The organism is Photobacterium sp. BZF1 (assembly GCF_014349205.1).
Classification (GTDB): domain Bacteria; phylum Pseudomonadota; class Gammaproteobacteria; order Enterobacterales; family Vibrionaceae; genus Photobacterium.
The window spans coordinates 1-15809 of sequence record NZ_JACSOF010000037.1 but is presented as its reverse complement, the minus strand read 5'-3'; the positions used below and the strand labels follow the sequence as shown (position 1 = coordinate 15809).

Here is a 15809-nt window from a genome sequence, read left to right as displayed (position 1 = left end):
TCCGGCTGGTAAACTATTTTTGTGGGTGGAAAGCATAGGGCGTTGTGGTAGACACAAACACAAAGCCATGCTTTTCAACAATCGGCCGGCTCATATCAGAAGCATCAATAATTAAGTACTGCTTGCCCCTCAATTTGGCTTCATTGATTCGCTTGTTGAGCAACAACGAATAATGTCCCCTTCCCCGGTATTCAGCAATAGTACTGCCTCCCCAGATCCCCGCAAACGGGCTGTCTCCGTTAAACATTATCCAGGCCGAGGTTACCGGCTTGCCGCCGTCATACACCACGTAGATAGAAATATTGTCTGGGGTTTGGGTCTTCATATTGAGCAAATGGGCATATTGCCAATCGTAATTTCCGCCCCAGACTTGCTCCTGAACACTGACTGCATCGCGGATCCCTTTGGCGTCGGTGACTTCAACTATCAGGCTGTCATCAACTTCACGTTCAGAGACTGTTGAAAGATCTAAAGCCATAAATGATTCCGACTCTTCTTGTTCAAAGCCAAAATTCAATAGCAACTCACCGATGTTCTGCGGAACATCTGCACAATATGTCTTCCACTCAAATGCTTTCCCCAATTGAGAAAAGTAAGCGACTTCCCGTTCAATAGCCGCCTTGGCAGATTGCTCGTCGAGGGAATAGAAAGAGATGTAACTCCCTTGGGGGTTATCAGAAACGAATTTAACCACACCATCGGTATCAATGACTTTTCCATCAATGTCATTGATAACTTTTCTTTCATGCTCGTTGTAAGCATGCATCACGTCCGTTGTTTTCATCTTCAATACAGTCCTTTACTACCAATTATTTCTATTCTCAAACCTTGCCACCAAAAAATCGAGCAATACCCTCAATGACGCAGGCATATGCTTACGAGAGAGGTATATCCCCCATACGGCCATTGCATTTGCCTGCCAGTGCGGGAGTACTTCAATTAACATACCGCTTTCGAGATCTTGCTCAACCAAGTAACGGGGCAAACGCGCGATACCCGCCCCTTTCTTAGCGGCCTGATAAAGCACCATCACATCATTGGCACGCAAATCACCGTTTACAGTAACTCGCTCCAACCTATCCCCCTGCCTCAATTGCCACTGATGGGTATCAAAGTGGGAAAACAGCAAACATTGGTGCTGGGATAATTGATCTATCTCTGAAGGGGCACCTTGCTGGGCTAAATAGGCTGGAGAGGCGCACAGTACTGAGTGGCAGGGCGCTAACTTCCTTGCAATCAACCCGGGATCCAATTCATCCGCGATGCGAATCGCGAGATCAACCTGTTCATCGACAAGGTTGACTTTATAATCCTGGATATTCATATCGACAGAAACACCCGGGTATTGCCGTTGGAAGTCAATAACTGCCTCGGTAAGGTGGCTGACCGCAAATGCCGAGGTGGAGGTAATCCTCAGTTTGCCACTAGGAACGACAGCAGTATCCGAGAGTGTGTATTCAATGGTATTGGTCAACGCCAGAACATCAAGGCATTGACTGTGGAACTGGTTGCCAGCTGGTGTTAGTGCCAAACTGCGTGTGGTGCGTTGCAATAGCCTTGCGCCGAGCCAAGTTTCGAGTTCGGCAACATAACGCGTTACCTTAACTCTACTGAGATCTAAATGCTTGGCCGCGGCAGTAAAGCTTCCCCTCTCTACAACCACAGCAAAGACTTGCATTGCCGTTAACCTGTCCATGATATGCTCAATTTATGAAACAAAGCTGTTCATATTAGAGCATATATCTGACCAAATAATCACCCTATAGTGGTATTGAAATTAACCATAAAAAATATGTGGCTTAAGCCACTAAGAGAGCGCGTATGAAGCCTTTATTTGCCCTGATGACCGGACAGCAGAAATTCCCAATTGCCGAAGATATTGCTTTGCTTATCACCCGTATTGGCATTGGATTAGCCATGCTCACCCATGCCATTCCTAAACTCATGAATTTTGCTGCATTGTCGCAGACGTTTTTTGACCCTTTTGGTCTCGGCTCACAACTGAGTTTAATCATGGCGTTATTTGCCGAACTAGTTTGTTCCATCGCCCTGATCTTAGGCGTTTTTACCAGGCTAGCCTCTGCCATGTTGCTTTTCACCATGTTGATAGCCGTATATATGGTGGGTATGCTCAAAGGCTGGGCCGGCAATGAATTGGCAACCATTTACTGTTTTGTCTACGGTTTGCTTATCGTTTTTGGCGGTGGCAAATATTCGCTGGAAAAAACGCTGCCATTCTTCACTAAGCTCTCCGTTACACAGCAAAAGTTTGCTTAGCTCAACTCGCTAAGCTGCCTAACTCCTTGTTAAGCCGCTCCCAGATCTGAGCGGCTTATACCACTTTTCAAAAAAGCCAACCGGCTCTAAAAGACACCCCTGCCAACACAAACAGCACAGATATAACGGTTACCGGGATGATATGCAATGCCATATCCCATAGGTTATCTGCAGACAATTTCGGTATAACCCTAAACCTTGCATCAAGGGCAAAGAGTACTGTTAACGTCAATAACAGAAGTTTGGCCATGATGCCATGAGACAAAGGAATGCTCATATCAAACCATAATGTGATATCCGGTAGCATCCGATAAGCCAGCATCAGCCCGGTGACAATCTGAATAATCAATGCTGGCATTCCGATTTTTTCGTACACCTGCTCAAAGTCCAGTAACTGCTGTGGATTACGGTTCTTAAGCACCGACGGCAAGACAACCAGCGACAAGACAATATGCCCGCCAGTCCAAATCGTTGCCGCAATGATGTGCAATGCTAATAGCGCCCCAAACATTCTTCCCTCCAACTTAACCATTGACAGTCATCTAGGGTAAACTATAACACGCATTAAGAATGCAACTTAACAAATAAATCTCATTTCATCATTTGGAGTTAAACCGCATGGCTATTTCTTTTACCAAGATTTTCAAAAAATCGAACAGCAATACCGAAGGTAATAAGTTGGTTGAGCGACCTACTTCTACTGAAACACAGGCAGAGAAAGAAGGAAGTACCGAACAAGAAAAAACCACAAAAAAACACGGAGAGCCTGGGTTCTGCTGTGGTTCTTGTTCATAACAGCAAAGGGGTATTTCAATGATTCATTCTGGAGAAAGAGATGCCCCATATTGCTAAGCGACTTCACCTAACAAATTTCTGCCACCGAATATAAAAACCCAGCACACGACGGTTAGCCAGTGAACAACAACACATGGCCAGAGGGAGTGACTCTTGATATATAGGTAGCCACAGGTCACACCTAGCACCATGACAATCAGAAGAAATCGTAGATCATAGAAAAATAGCTGAGCGGATGTATTGAACATAAATGCATTGAATGGATGCCAGAGAACAAAAATAACCGAGCTTCCGAGTATGTAAAGCCATTGCTGCCTAGTCGATTGACTAAACACCTTACGAGGGATCAATAAGCCACGGAAGATTCCTTCTTCTAGCAAGGAAGGAAAAATAACCATGGTAAGAATAAGAAAGTAAGCATTGGGGTACTTCACAGGTGCAAATGTAAAAAGTCCAGAGGATAAGCCAAAGCCTACAGCAAAAGCACTAAAACCAAGCACAGCAGCGATTCCTAGTTTGAGCCCATGCCTTGGGAACGACACCAACCCTAAATATAAGTCCTTAACCACCATTGCCATCCTATATATTTTGAAAACTATACTGCCTTTTCACTTCAACCACTTGAACAGTGTAAGACTGATACCATTTCTCGCGTCCTAACTGTTGGGCTACTGCATGCCGGGTGTCTTGGTGCCAACGTTGAATATCTTCCTCCGTTTCCCAGTAGGAAATAGCAATTTCCTGATCGCCTTCAGTGACCGCGATAAAATCTAAGCAGCCGTATTTGTCAAAAGCCCGTTCGCGCATCACTGAGACCATTTCTGAGTACTGTGCATCCTGATGGCCAGTTTTAGCCCTGAAAATAACCGCAAACATCATCCCTTCCTTGGAAAACAATTAAAAAAATAAGCATTCCTTACTAAACCCAGCGCCTAACCTGCTGACAATACTGGTGATACTCTGAGCCGAATAAACCTGCCAGTAAACGCTCCTCCGGCAATATCTGAAATTTAGTCAAATAGCTCACAAACCCCATAGCCACCAGCACAGCTAGAACAATCTTGCCCACGATAAATCCGATACCGAGTAGAGCTAGTACCATCGCTAAGTACATCGGATTTCTTGAATAACCAAAGACACCTGATGTCACGAGTGTGTTCACATTATCAAAGCTGTAAGGGTTAACCGTCGTTTTTGCCCGCTTAAAGGTCATGGTCGCGGACAAGGCTATCGCCATTGCGATGGCAACAAGCAGGACACCCACCAAGAAACCCTCATTATCAAACCTGATCGGAAAATCAGCCGGCAATATAATCACAGCAGCGAAGATGTTAAACAGTATTAAAGGGGGGACCTTTAACTCGAGCATGGCTCTCTCCTTGGCCAAAATGAAATGAGATATTGTGTCCTTTAGGCAACAATATAACGTCTGGTCCCCTTACGTGACTAGGCTTTTCTAGCACGTGATGGTCTCATCTACCCGCATGCTTTTCTCATCCTAGCTTGCCGAAGAGACTTCAAACCGGTCAACTAACTGGTGCAATCGTATAATCGAGTTTTTCACCAAGGTCGTACGGCGCGTTAACTGCTGTGAGGACAATTCCAGCGAAGACATACTGGTCTGTGCTTTCTCAGAGGTATCACTATGACGCTCACTGGTCGAGGCAATAACATTAATGGTCTGGAACATAGATTCCACAGCTTGCTGCAACTTGTCACTTCGCTGGCTTGAGTCCAATATCATCGAACTCTGCTCGACATTGTGAACGCCCTGCTCCATATAGCTAACCGCCGTTTTGGATTGCCCCCGCAATTTACTTACCGTCTCACCAATATGGTTGGCGGCTGTAGATGTTTTGGTAGCGAGGTTCCTTACTTCGTCAGCTACCACCGAGAACCCCCGGCCGTGCTCACCTGCCCTGGCAGCTTCGATAGCCGCATTCAATGCCAGTAAGTTGGTCTGTTCGGTAATTTCAGAAATAAGCCGGACGACCTCTTCAATATGTTTCATCTCGTCATTAATTTCATTCACGCTATTTGCTGACGCTTTAACGATATCTTTGATTTCCTGAGTGTTGCTTACCGCTTGTTGATATTCTTCTTGCGCTGAATCGACCATACTCTGCATCAAGTCTTGCAACTGCTGCGCTGATTGCTCTGCTTTATGGATTTCTGCTTGCTGATGACGGGTCAAAGTTAACAATGAGTCAATAGAGGCTGAGGTTTTAACAGTACAATCATCTACCACACTACAACGGCGCAGCATTGAATTGCTCACCTGTTCAACTTCATTGGAGGCAAAGATAATACCGCCAACCACTCCCTCAAGGTTATCGATGAAACTGTTGATCCACCGTCCTAAATCCCCCGTCTCGTCGGGATGGAATTGCTGGCTATCAAGCCGGCGTTTCAGATCGCCATCACCTTCGGCAATGGTTTTTATCACCCCTGTCATTTGCTCCAATTGCCTAACCATTGGTTTTGCCACCATATACTTGAACACGCCGTAGCCAACTATGAGTGACATGGCCATCATCATGCATAGAGCAGGGATCCCCAATGCCAAAAAATGCGCGAGCAGCAATGGGGGCACAACGGTAAGTAGCCAAATCAGTGCGTAGTTGTTACTCAATTTTTTAGTAAGCGAACGGTGGCGATAGACTTCTTCCAAATCGGCTTCGCACATCATCCCCCACCGATCAGGAGAGCCGCGAAGTTGGAATGTCACTCCTTTTCCTATTACTGGAATATGGCGGTAGTCAGAATAGCCCGGATATTCCACATATAGGTTTTCTCCTTTGGCTATAGTCTCCCTGACACCTGGGTGTAGCTTTTGGGTTGCAGGGTCAGTGAAGATAATTTCAAACTCGGTATGTTTGTCTATCTTGACTGCCCCCCAGTCTGTCCCAACCCCAGATTTCAGGTTCTCGCCATGGGAAAACGTACTGTCTTCAAAGCGTGAGCGAGAAAGGGCGGTTCCCGGCTGAATTGACGAGTCGAACTTCGAATCCACCATAAAGATATAGTTATCGCCCGATTCGCTGTAGATGTGCCCTGCTTCGCGCTGGATCAGATCCCCCAGCACATCGTTGGGAACACGGCCACATAAACATCCGATGAAGGTGCCTGACACCTCTATCGGCTGATAGAACATCAATGTCACTTCGTCGTGGAAACTTGAGCTTGAAGGGCCCGGTGCCAATGTCTGTTTATCAATATATGGCCCGTGCAAAAACTGCTGGGTGCTTCCTTGGGCTAAGGCATCTTTCTGACGGTGACTGTGGCCGGTATGGGCAGGGAAACTACTGGCGGAGATCATGCCATTAGCATCAACAATAAATAACTCAGAAAAGTCATTATTTCGCTGTAGCAACTGTGCCAACACACTAGGCTGCTCTTGTACCGGTTTTGTCGCGAGGTAGAACATCGCATCTTGAAGGAAGTCCCACTGCGTTTCAGTCCAGGTTTGAAGCAGCCTTACCCGTGTATTAGAAATGCTGTCGAAAGTCTCTTCAAGGTAAGCAATTTTATCTCGGTTTAACCAGCACGCTTTGCGCATCGCCAGTTTGCCATTAGGGCCAAAAATAGGGAGCCAGTTCTTTTCTTGCTGTGAAAGCTGCATTGTATCCATCCATATACATCATCCTATTGTTTTAAATGCAAAAAAAATACCAAACGCATTAGTTTGGTATTTTATGAATTACTAGGCAATGATAAGGGCAAGCCACTGAAAGAAATGATAAAAAACCTTAAGATTGGTGCCCGGCACCCAAATTGGTGCATCGTACAGAACAAATGCACCAAATCAGAGCAAAGATGAGCCTATTCCTTATACTTGAACTTCAACAAGCGTAGCGCATTGAGGGTAACCAGCGCAGTTGCTCCGCTGTCGGCCAAGACCGCCACCCACAAGCCTGTCATGCCCAGCAAGGTGGTAATCAAGAAAACACCTTTTAAACCCAGCGCCAAGAACACATTCTGCTTGATGTTGGCCAGAGTCGCTTTCGACAGGGCAATCATCATAGGCAACTCAGCAACACGGTTGTGGGTCAATGCTGCATCAGCAGTTTCCAGTGCCACATCTGTACCGCCACCCATTGCGATACCAATTGAAGCGGTCTTCATAGCAGGTGCATCGTTGATACCGTCACCCACCATAGCCACATTGGCACTCTGGTTAGCCCGTTCAACCTGTTTGACTTTGTCTTCAGGCAACAAACCGGCTTCAAAAGCAATACCGATTTCTCCAGCAATCGCTGCCGCAGCCCTTGGGTTGTCTCCCGTCAACATCACAGAATGGATACCCATCTCTTTGAGTTGCTTGACCGCCTTGGCACTGTCTTCGCGCAAGTTATCACGCCAGGCAATCAACCCCACAGGCATCTCGTTTCGAAGAGCTACAACCAAGGTTTTCCCCTCACCTTCGAGTTCATAAGCTTGCTCTGCCTGTTGTACCGATAGCGATACCCCCTCGGGTAAGCGATCGGCTGCAACCAGCATCAAAATGTCGTCTTCGATCTGTCCTTGAATACCCCGACCTGGCAACGCCTGACGGTGTTGGGCTTCTTCAACATCCAATCCACGCTCTTTCGCTGCATTGACCACAGCCTGCGCCAGTGGGTGGGCTGATCCCATTTCTACCGCAGCGGACTGTCTTAATAAACGCGGTTCATCGCCATCCCAGCTGACAATATCAGTCATTACCGGTTTGCCTTCGGTCAAAGTACCGGTTTTATCAAAAGCCACCGTTTCAATTCTTCCGAGCTGCTCCAGTGCCGCCCCACCTTTGATCAGGGCACCTCGGCGAGTTGCCGCAGCCAAGCCGGAAGTAATCGCTGCCGGAATCGAAATCACCAATGCACAAGGGCAAGCAATCAATAGCAGCGTCAGGCCTTTGTATAACCACTCATCCCAAGCTTGACCGAAGAACAGCGGCGGGATCACTACCACCAAAGCAGCCAGTACAATCATTGCCGGGGTGTACCAACGGCTGAAGCGGTCAACAAAGCGCTCTAGCGGAGCCTTGCGCGACTCTGCATCTTCAATCAAGTGCAAAATGCGGTCGATAGCATTTTCGCCCTGCTCCGAGGTAATTTTCAGACGTACCACTTTATCAGCAACCAATGCACCGGCCATTACCTGCTCGCCAGGTAAGCGTTCGACCGGCACTGATTCCCCCGTCAGCGCACTTTCATCAAAGCTTGCCGCCGCATCCATCAACTCGACATCAGCAGGCAAACGCCCCCCCGGTGCGACTTCGATAATATCGCCTGGCTTGAGCTCACTCGCCGAAACCTGCTCTTTGCTGCCATCAGCCAAAATACGACTGGCTTTTTCCGGGACCAATGCCATCAACGCTTTCACACCACTGCGGGCTTTCGCTGAAGCATACCCTTCAAGTTGCTCACCAATGAGGAAGAGCAGCAATACCATCGCCGCTTCGGCAGTTTCACCCAAATAAAGCGCACCGATTGCCGCCACACTCATCAAGGTTTCGATAGAAAATGGCGAACCGCTCTTAGCCAACCTGATGGCCTTTCGGGCAATAGGAAATAGACCGACCAAAGTGGTCGCAGTAAAGGCAGCCAACCCCATGACATCCGACTGCTTGCTGACAATGAAGGAGATCACCATCATCAAAGCAATCATCAAAACAGGCATATTTTGCTTGAGCAAGCTTGCTGGCTTTTCTTGTTCTGATGTATCACCGCTGGTGAAGAGCTGAAATCCCGTTTCCCTAGTTTTCGCGACGATAGCATCTGATATCGCTGCCGATTGACAATTTACAACCAACTTTTCAGTGGCAAACATCACTTTCGCTGAAGCAACACCATCAAGGCCATTGATAGCCTTTTCTAACTTGTTGGCGCAGCTTGGACAGTCCATACCGCCGACTTTCCAGCTTAGGGTTGTACTATGAGGGGCAGGTGTAACATCGTCTGCTGAATTGTCTTCGCTTGCTGCCGAACAACAGCCACCGGAACTGCAACATGACGACTCAGCCGCTGCCTCTGCGGAAGTGATTTTATTGACTGAAAATCCGAGGGAGGCACCGGAGGCAGGGTCGTCATCACCCGGCGAAAGATCCGATTCTTGCGAAATAGAAGAGGTTGTATTTGATTGGCAGGTTCCAGTGGAACAGCATGATTCAACTCTGTTGCTTTCCACCACAACGGATGGCTGACCAACACCGACAGCTTTTACTGCATGTACATGTAACTTCTTATTATTGCATTGGGCACACATGGCCTTCTCCTTTTATTGTGAACTATGGATTGCTCACCATATTCATAACTATAAACCTTGGAGTACAGTCCAAGGTCAAGTTGAGGAAGGCAATTTTACGGTGTTTTCATGACTTCTATATTTCTACTTCCAGCTGCTTCAGCTGCAGTTCAGTGTATTAACAAAATAAAATATTTACTTAGGCCCCGTTTATTTTTTCCATAAATAACAATTCCCCAATACATCAGGTAAAAATGGTTTCAGCATTAACTTTGAGCCAATTCAAACTTCTGCCCTGACAGGCTTACAAATATTTATTCATTGCCGCGAATATTTTTTGAGAACTGTGCAGGCTTTGTGATGCTAAGCCGCACAAGCCATGAAACAAATTCCCCGTTATGAAATTAACGTACTTTTAACGCTTCCAGTTGATAAGATTTTCCCCGCCTACCCCCACACCCTATTGATTTAACTAAAAAGGATGAATGATGTTAAAGAACAAAAGAACCTTACTCAGCTGTATGATCCTAGCGGCATTAGTATCGGGTTGTGGAAGCGATGACAATGACACGGGAGGCAAAGACACCCCGGCCACTGAGCTGCCATATTATGCAGAATGGCCCCAAATTGACTCCCCAATTAAACAAGATGCTGCCATGGAAGCTGAAATTGCCAGCATCGTGGCGCAGATGACATTGGAAGAAAAAGTCGGCCAGATGATCCAACCCAACCTGACCGATGTCACCCCAGAGGAAGTAGCTGAATACAAACTCGGCTCACTACTCAATGGTGGCGGTGCCTGGCCGAATAACAATAAATATGCCACAGCCCAAGAATGGGCAGACCTTGCCAACCAATACCACCAAGCCGCAGAGCAATCTTGGGCCGGACGGGGATTCCGTATCCCATTCATCTGGGCAACAGATGCCGTGCACGGCCACAACAACGTCTTCCGGGCTACTGTCTTTCCACACAATATCGGTTTGGGTGCAGCCCGTAACCCAGACCTGATTGAAGAAATAGGGAAAGCAACGGCCACTGAAATTACAGCAACCGGCCTTGACTGGACCTTCGCCCCAACAGTAGCGACACCCCGCGACTACCGCTGGGGACGTGTCTATGAAGGTTACTCGGAAGATCCCGAAGTGGTATACGAATATGCCGGCCGTATGGTCGAGGGCTTGCAAAATGGCGCTGATGGCATCAAAGGCCAAGAGAATGTCATTTCCAATGTAAAACACTGGGTTGGCGATGGCGGCACCCGCAAAGGTGTCGACCGTGGTGAAAACCACTACTCGGAAGAATACCTCCGCAATATCCATGCTGTCGGTTACTTCTCTGGGCTAGATGCAGGTGCACAGGTCGTGATGACCTCATTCAACTCCTGGCATGACGATGCAAACTACGATTTATGGCAAGATCACCCTGGCGTTGAAAACGGTGAGTACAACAAGAAGCTCCATGGTTCCAAGTACATGGTACAGGACGTACTGAAAGACAAAATGGGCTTTGACGGACTGGTTGTCACTGACTGGAATGGGCATACCGAAATCAATGGCTGTTCGGCTGATAACTGTCCACAAGCCGTGTTGGCTGGTAATGATATATTCATGGTAACTGCCCGTCAGGACTGGCAGGGTTTCTACCATAACGTCATCGCTCAGGTAAACAGCGGCCTGATCCCGATGGAACGAATCGATGATGCCGTAACTCGTATCCTGAGAGTTAAAATGCGGGCAGGACTGTGGGAAAAACCTTCCCCGGTAAATCGAACCAACGCAGGTAATCAGTCATTATTGGGCCACCCTGAGCACCGCGCACTGGCCCGTGAAGCCGTAAGCCAATCTCTGGTACTGTTGAAAAATGAAGATAAGGTCTTGCCGCTTAAGAAAAATAGCCAGTTCCTTCTCACCGGTAGTGCGGCTAATGACATAACCAAACAAACCGGCGGCTGGACACTCACCTGGCAAGGTGATGGCAACACCATTGAAGATGACTTCCCCGGTGCACAAACTATGAAACTGGCGCTGGAAGAGTTGGTTGGTGAGGAAAATGTCTTTACTGATACTGCACAAGCTGATCCAGAAACAACAGTCGCTATAGTTGTGATAGGTGAAGATCCTTACGCGGAAATGATGGGGGATATCAAAGACAACCAAACCCTTGAGTACGCCTCCATCAAATCTCACTACGCCGCAGATCTGGCCAAGATCCAAGAGCTGAAATATCTTGGCTATAAAGTCGTGACTATTATGTATTCTGGCCGCCCTCTTTACGTCAACGAGGAAATTAACCTTTCTGATGCCTTTGTTGCTGCCTGGCTGCCGGGTACCGAGGCTGGGGGTATTACGGATGTCCTATTTAAACAAAATGGTGCGAAGTTTAGCGGTAAGCTTTCCTATTCTTGGCCAAAAATGAAGTGTTCAACCACGATCAACCGTCACGCCCCTAACCTTGAAGGCTACGAATACCAAGATGGCGAACAAGATATTACCGATGGTGCTGAACACCAGCCTTTGTTCCCTTACGGTTACGGTTTGGACTATTCCGGTAAAACTGAAGTACCGGCCTCTGAGAGTGATCTCAATGCGCTGCCTCTTGACCCTCGTAACTATGGTTGTGGACGTGACGCTCCGAATGAGGGAGTCGCTGATTCAATTATGGAGGTGTTCAGTGCTGCCGCCGCCGGTGAATTCCTTCCCTATTTACAGACTGAAGCCAACGGCTGGGGAAGGACAGAAATCACAGGCTCAGGTGTGACTGATGCAGGCTCTATTACCGCCGAAAGGATAAACTATGAGCACCAATTCGATGCACTGAAAGTTAACTACGCCGGTAACGACGGTGAATGGGAAGGCCGTGCCGCCGCTGAGGTCATGATGCATACCGCAAGCGACGGGCCTGAAGATTACTACCCTTACCTCAATGCCAAGTCATCACTGCAGTTCGATGTCAGGGTTATCGACTACAGCCCAGATGAGAAGCTAACGGTTTCCATCCACCACGAAGGGGGTTGGGGTGAACTAGACGTCAGCAATATTATGCCTGAACAAGGCCATCCTGATTGGCAAACAATCAAGATCCCGTTGGCTTGTTTTCAGCAAGCAGGTACGGATTTCGCCAGCTTAACCCGGGCATTCAACATGTATTCATACGACAACGTTGAGATTGATATCGGTAAGATCCGCCTTGTTCCAGAAGATCTCAATGAAGGTGCAGAGCCGCTCAGCTGTGCTGATTTATAACAACAAAAGCCGTGCTAGGTGAAACTTAGGGGGGCTAGCGCCTCCCTCTTTTTTAGCCTTTTTCGCGATCTTAAGCCCATCAATAACAAACTCTAATATTGGCCAAGCACTAACTTACATACAATGCACGGCTTACCACCATGCCTGAGGGAATATGGCAAATTCAACAATTTATGACGTCGCCAAGCTAGCAGGCGTCTCACCGGCAACCGTTTCCCGCTTTGTGAACCAAACCTCACCTATCGATAAACTGAAATCAAGCCGCATCCGATTAGCGATCGACCAGCTCGGCTACCACCCACGCAAGCGGTTAAACCAAGTAGAAAAGGCACTCAAGATAGGTGTTTTACTGCCCTCATTTGACTGTCCCTTCAGCAATAAAATTCTCACGGGGATCAAAAGGTTTGCCGAACAAAACCAAAGCCAGTTAATTACCGAAAGTTCAAACTGGCAACGGCCGCAAGAAATTCAGCACCTCAAATATTTTCGTAACCTTAACCTTGACGGTGTCATTGTTATTTTAGGCCTAGCTCCAGCGCATGAAGTAAAAGCGATATTAGGCAAGATCCCGGTATTATTTAGCTGTCGGAAAGAGTCTCCAGAAGCCCAAACACTCAATATCAATAACCTCGTGGGCGGTAAAATGGCCACTAACCATTTATTGCAGCTTGGCCACACACGCATTGCCCACCTAACAGGGCCCAAAGGGGTTTTCGATGGTGAGTGCCGCCTAGAGGGTTATAAGCAAAGCTTGCAAAATGCAGGGTTGGTCGTTGATAGCTCCCTGATCATCAATGGGGGATTTTCATTGGAAAGCGGTTTGAAGGCAACGCGCCACTTACTGCAGAGCGGCACAAAATTCACGGCTATTTTTGCGGCTAATGATCACAGTGCATTTGGTGCTATTCAGGCCCTCAACCAACACGGGTTGAAGGTGCCTGACGACATATCCGTCGTCGGTTTTGACGACCATGAAATGTGTCCATATTTTATTCCCCAACTTACGACAGTTAGGCAACCGTTATTTGAGTTTGGCCGGTTAGCATTCCAATCAATCCAAGCAACAATTATAAAAAAAGGCTTTGATGCCCCCCTTCCCCCCTTTGAACTGGTGGTTAGAAAGAGCACTGCCCACTTATTAGCAACAAAAGATTGAACAACAGTAAATCTTGTTCAACAACCAGTCTACCGCCCTGTACTTTGGGGTGATAGACAACAACCACTATCAGCCTATAATGACGCACTTTATCTCTATTGAGCTCTACCATGGCTAAAAAACCCGACCGCCGTACCGCGATGCAGCTAATCATCGAACAAGTGAAGCAAGAACTGCCTATCTATGATCCTGATACTTTTGTCTGTGGTCCGGACAACAGTTGTATCGGCTGCCCGAAAAAACTAATGGAATTGCTTGAGTCGGAAGTGTCATATTGGGAATGTGTATTGGAACGGGGCGACTCGCCGGACTTCGACGATATCTCTCGTTTTGGCAAGATGTGCAGGAACATCAAGCGCGGGTTAGTAAGGAACAATATCGTTGCCGCCTAGGCTAGTAAGGATCGCCGCTATAGCCTTCAGTAGGCTGTGATCATACAAAAGCGATTAACCCCTAACCCCGCCTATCCGTTACCCTCGCCTTCGCAAATCACTATAGAGGGCGATCAATGGCACGTCTGTTTACCAACCGTATCCGCATTCATGATATCACCCGGCATGATGCCGATCTCAAGAGCCACTTTCGCTGGGAGACTCTCGGTGCTGTGATGTACAAACTCGGCGGGATCTTGTTTGTGGTGGGCAGCATTTTGTTTTTTCCCAGCTTTTCAGCCTATTCATGGCTGGGACAAATCGTATTCTTCGCCGGCTCATTGTGTTACCTAACTATCAACTGCCACGATACCTATGACACCCACCGCTATTGGGCTAGCCAGGCACAAAGCAAGGAGAAGTGGCTCGAGTACAGTGCGACCTATATCTATCTGCTGGGGACACTGATGTATGTCGCAGGCAGGGTTGCCACCTTTATTGATATCCAGTACCAGGCTCTCAGTTCTACCCTATTCATTGTTGGTAGCCTGCTTTTTGTCGTTGGCGCGACGATCAATATTATCAATATAGGAAAAATCAACTCACGGCCTATTGCCCAACTGATGAACCTAACAGCAATAACCTTCATCGTAGGAAGTGTGCTTTTCGCTGTTGGCTCAGTCCCTTTGCTATGGCAAGAGGAATCTATGGCGTATTCACCTTTGCTGGCCAATTTTATCTCATGGCAGTTTTTAATCGGTAGCTTGTTGTTTTTCTTTGGCGGGATATTTAACTACTGGCGGGCATACCTATTTATCCAAGACGCAGCAGCTAGCAAACAAGACGTCCCGGCTTTTACCGTTGCTCAATAAGCAAAAGGGTGAGCGACGCTCACCCTTTCTGACTAGGCAACAGGGTTACATTTTAAACCTGTTTAATTGATTGAAGATTAACTCAAACGCCTGAACACCACTCCATTATCAAGGATCTCCATCCATGGTCGGTAATCCATTCCCATATCAAAGATGTATTCGGTGATTAAGCTTCTTGCTGTTGTCAGCAGGCTATCAGCTTTCCAAGGTTTCTCGAAATAGCTTTCAATACGGGCTCGGTTGATAGCAGCAATAGTATCTTGGTGCGTCGCCTGCCCGGTCAATAGTACCTTTTTGGTTTTGTGAAAACGTGAATCCTGTGAGATCTCCGTGAGCAACTCGACACCTGTTTTACCCGGCATCACATGGTCCGAAATCACCAAAGCAATGAACTCGCCTTCGGCATCCAGTTCATCCATCAACTCCAGTGCTTCATCCGCTGATTCACAGTCTTCAACATGAAAGAAGTCATTCAACGGTGACAAGTCTTTCAATACAGCGCTTAGTACTTCCCTCTGATCATCCACGCAGATGATGTTTAGTTTTTCCATAACCATTCCCTTACGCGATTGGCAGTTTGATACGAAATTTTGTTTTTTCCGGGTCGCTCTTGAGTGCAATGGTGCCGCCATAGCTATTGACGATCCGCTGTACAATCGAAAGACCCAGCCCTAATCCGAACGACAACCCACCTTTTTTGGTCGTGAAGTTGGGTTGAAATACCTTGCGCCGTGTCGCTTCGTCGATCATCGGCCCATTATTACTGATAGTGATCAGCAAACGGTTTTTTGAATGCCGTGTGATGATTTCGATCTGTGGTTCTGGGGTATCTTCCATCGCATCACACGCATTTTTGATAATGTTGACC

The 15809-nt window shown here is 47.3% G+C and carries 16 protein-coding genes; 6 read left to right on the top strand and 10 right to left on the bottom strand.

The window, feature by feature from the left end:
• Positions 1-13: 13 nt before the first annotated feature.
• Positions 14-784: a GNAT family N-acetyltransferase gene (locus tag BIZ37_RS10325; protein ID WP_187461427.1), complete on the bottom strand. Its 771-nt coding sequence runs from the start codon at positions 782-784 to the stop codon at positions 14-16.
• Positions 785-802: 18 nt separating this feature from the next.
• Complete coding sequence (locus BIZ37_RS10320) at positions 803-1696, bottom strand: LysR family transcriptional regulator (RefSeq protein WP_187461426.1); 894 nt, start codon at positions 1694-1696, stop codon at positions 803-805.
• A 125-nt stretch (positions 1697-1821) separates the two neighbouring features.
• Here BIZ37_RS10320 and BIZ37_RS10315 point away from each other — a divergent pair, with 125 nt between their 5' ends.
• Positions 1822-2277, top strand: a complete 456-nt coding sequence (locus BIZ37_RS10315; RefSeq protein ID WP_222939636.1) for a DoxX family protein — start codon at positions 1822-1824, stop codon at positions 2275-2277.
• A 67-nt stretch (positions 2278-2344) separates the two neighbouring features.
• Here BIZ37_RS10315 and BIZ37_RS10310 read toward each other — a convergent pair whose 3' ends face one another.
• On the bottom strand, positions 2345-2788 hold the full coding sequence (locus BIZ37_RS10310) for a CopD family protein (protein ID WP_187461425.1): 444 nt from the start codon (positions 2786-2788) through the stop codon (positions 2345-2347).
• A 107-nt stretch (positions 2789-2895) separates the two neighbouring features.
• On the opposite strand from BIZ37_RS10310, the gene BIZ37_RS10305 reads away from it, so the two are divergent.
• The gene (locus BIZ37_RS10305; protein WP_187461424.1) at positions 2896-3072 is read left to right on the top strand and encodes a CCGSCS motif protein; all 177 of its coding nucleotides are present in this window, start codon (positions 2896-2898) and stop codon (positions 3070-3072) included.
• Positions 3073-3125: 53 nt separating this feature from the next.
• On the opposite strand, the gene BIZ37_RS10300 is transcribed toward BIZ37_RS10305, so the two are convergent.
• The 5 genes from BIZ37_RS10300 to BIZ37_RS10280 all read right to left on the bottom strand — a co-directional run bounded on the left by BIZ37_RS10300 (position 3126) and on the right by BIZ37_RS10280 (position 9318).
• The gene (locus BIZ37_RS10300) at positions 3126-3644 is read right to left on the bottom strand and encodes a type II CAAX prenyl endopeptidase Rce1 family protein (protein ID WP_187461423.1); all 519 of its coding nucleotides are present in this window, start codon (positions 3642-3644) and stop codon (positions 3126-3128) included.
• Positions 3645-3651: 7 nt separating this feature from the next.
• Entirely contained in the window at positions 3652-3951 is a 300-nt protein-coding gene (locus tag BIZ37_RS10295; RefSeq protein ID WP_255526730.1) for an antibiotic biosynthesis monooxygenase, read from the bottom strand.
• Positions 3952-3991: 40 nt separating this feature from the next.
• Entirely contained in the window at positions 3992-4441 is a 450-nt protein-coding gene (locus BIZ37_RS10290; protein ID WP_187461422.1) for an isoprenylcysteine carboxylmethyltransferase family protein, read from the bottom strand.
• A 129-nt stretch (positions 4442-4570) separates the two neighbouring features.
• Positions 4571-6694, bottom strand: a complete 2124-nt coding sequence (locus tag BIZ37_RS10285) for a methyl-accepting chemotaxis protein (RefSeq protein ID WP_187461452.1) — start codon at positions 6692-6694, stop codon at positions 4571-4573.
• A 200-nt stretch (positions 6695-6894) separates the two neighbouring features.
• Positions 6895-9318, bottom strand: coding sequence for a zinc/cadmium/mercury/lead-transporting ATPase (locus BIZ37_RS10280; RefSeq protein WP_187461421.1), 2424 nt, complete (start codon positions 9316-9318; stop codon positions 6895-6897).
• Positions 9319-9785: 467 nt separating this feature from the next.
• Here BIZ37_RS10280 and BIZ37_RS10275 point away from each other — a divergent pair, with 467 nt between their 5' ends.
• From BIZ37_RS10275 to BIZ37_RS10260, 4 genes are all read left to right on the top strand, one after another.
• Complete coding sequence (locus BIZ37_RS10275; RefSeq protein ID WP_187461420.1) at positions 9786-12542, top strand: glycoside hydrolase family 3 protein; 2757 nt, start codon at positions 9786-9788, stop codon at positions 12540-12542.
• Positions 12543-12696: 154 nt separating this feature from the next.
• Entirely contained in the window at positions 12697-13698 is a 1002-nt protein-coding gene (locus BIZ37_RS10270) for a substrate-binding domain-containing protein (protein ID WP_187461419.1), read from the top strand.
• A 110-nt stretch (positions 13699-13808) separates the two neighbouring features.
• On the top strand, positions 13809-14090 hold the full coding sequence (locus BIZ37_RS10265) for a hypothetical protein (RefSeq protein ID WP_187461418.1): 282 nt from the start codon (positions 13809-13811) through the stop codon (positions 14088-14090).
• Positions 14091-14206: 116 nt separating this feature from the next.
• Positions 14207-14941 (top strand): YrhK family protein, encoded by a 735-nt coding sequence (locus BIZ37_RS10260; protein ID WP_187461417.1) that lies wholly within the window; start codon positions 14207-14209, stop codon positions 14939-14941.
• A gap of 77 nt (positions 14942-15018) precedes the next feature.
• Here the strand turns inward: BIZ37_RS10260 and BIZ37_RS10255 are convergent, their stop codons facing one another.
• Both BIZ37_RS10255 and BIZ37_RS10250 read right to left on the bottom strand, forming a co-directional pair.
• Positions 15019-15492 (bottom strand): response regulator, encoded by a 474-nt coding sequence (locus BIZ37_RS10255; RefSeq protein ID WP_187461416.1) that lies wholly within the window; start codon positions 15490-15492, stop codon positions 15019-15021.
• Between the two features lie 10 nt (positions 15493-15502).
• Positions 15503-15809 (bottom strand): ATP-binding protein (locus BIZ37_RS10250; protein ID WP_187461415.1); only part of this gene is annotated, 307 nt, incomplete at its 5' end.

Coding starts and splice junctions, on each gene's coding strand:
- BIZ37_RS10325 (WP_187461427.1), bottom strand. CDS start 784: ATGAAAACAACGGACGTGATGCATGCTTACAACGAGCATGAAAGAAAA.
- BIZ37_RS10320 (WP_187461426.1), bottom strand. CDS start 1,696: ATGGACAGGTTAACGGCAATGCAAGTCTTTGCTGTGGTTGTAGAGAGG.
- BIZ37_RS10315 (WP_222939636.1), top strand. CDS start 1,822: ATGAAGCCTTTATTTGCCCTGATGACCGGACAGCAGAAATTCCCAATT.
- BIZ37_RS10310 (WP_187461425.1), bottom strand. CDS start 2,788: ATGTTTGGGGCGCTATTAGCATTGCACATCATTGCGGCAACGATTTGG.
- BIZ37_RS10305 (WP_187461424.1), top strand. CDS start 2,896: ATGGCTATTTCTTTTACCAAGATTTTCAAAAAATCGAACAGCAATACC.
- BIZ37_RS10300 (WP_187461423.1), bottom strand. CDS start 3,644: ATGGTGGTTAAGGACTTATATTTAGGGTTGGTGTCGTTCCCAAGGCAT.
- BIZ37_RS10295 (WP_255526730.1), bottom strand. CDS start 3,951: ATGATGTTTGCGGTTATTTTCAGGGCTAAAACTGGCCATCAGGATGCA.
- BIZ37_RS10290 (WP_187461422.1), bottom strand. CDS start 4,441: ATGCTCGAGTTAAAGGTCCCCCCTTTAATACTGTTTAACATCTTCGCT.
- BIZ37_RS10285 (WP_187461452.1), bottom strand. CDS start 6,694: ATGCAGCTTTCACAGCAAGAAAAGAACTGGCTCCCTATTTTTGGCCCT.
- BIZ37_RS10280 (WP_187461421.1), bottom strand. CDS start 9,318: ATGTGTGCCCAATGCAATAATAAGAAGTTACATGTACATGCAGTAAAA.
- BIZ37_RS10275 (WP_187461420.1), top strand. CDS start 9,786: ATGTTAAAGAACAAAAGAACCTTACTCAGCTGTATGATCCTAGCGGCA.
- BIZ37_RS10270 (WP_187461419.1), top strand. CDS start 12,697: ATGGCAAATTCAACAATTTATGACGTCGCCAAGCTAGCAGGCGTCTCA.
- BIZ37_RS10265 (WP_187461418.1), top strand. CDS start 13,809: ATGGCTAAAAAACCCGACCGCCGTACCGCGATGCAGCTAATCATCGAA.
- BIZ37_RS10260 (WP_187461417.1), top strand. CDS start 14,207: ATGGCACGTCTGTTTACCAACCGTATCCGCATTCATGATATCACCCGG.
- BIZ37_RS10255 (WP_187461416.1), bottom strand. CDS start 15,492: ATGGAAAAACTAAACATCATCTGCGTGGATGATCAGAGGGAAGTACTA.